The organism is Neoluteolibacter marinus, from assembly GCF_014904755.1.
Lineage (GTDB): Bacteria > Verrucomicrobiota > Verrucomicrobiia > Verrucomicrobiales > Akkermansiaceae > Haloferula > Haloferula marina.
Genome location: NZ_JACZFQ010000229.1, coordinates 1 through 347 on the forward strand (window position 1 = coordinate 1; position 347 = coordinate 347).

The 347-nt window shown below is 63.7% G+C and carries 1 protein-coding gene; it reads left to right on the top strand.

The genetic code is table 11. From position 1 onward, the window contains the following. Positions 1-347, top strand: a 347-nt coding sequence (locus IG178_RS24605; protein WP_193215225.1) for an ABC transporter permease family protein, incomplete at both ends; no start/stop codon positions are given.

Genomic DNA, 347 nt, shown 5'->3' on the forward strand with positions numbered 1-347 from the left:
CGGTCATGCTGCTGGTGACCATGTACCCCATCATCCAGGCGCTGTTCGACTCGCTGTTCTCCTACCGCCTCACGGCCCCGGATGACCGCGAGTTCATCGGCCTCCAGAACTACTGGACGGTCCTCACGGACGGTGTGTTCTGGAAGGACCTGTGGGTCACGTTGCTCATCACGGTCGTGACCGTCGCCGTGGAGCTCGTGCTCGGCTTCGCGCTGGCGCTGGTCATGCACTCGGCGATCAAGCAGCTGCGCGGCCTGCTGCGCACCGTGATCCTGGTGCCCTACGGCATCATCACGGTCGTGTCCGCCTTCGCCTGGTTCTACGCCTTCGACATCAACACCGGCTAC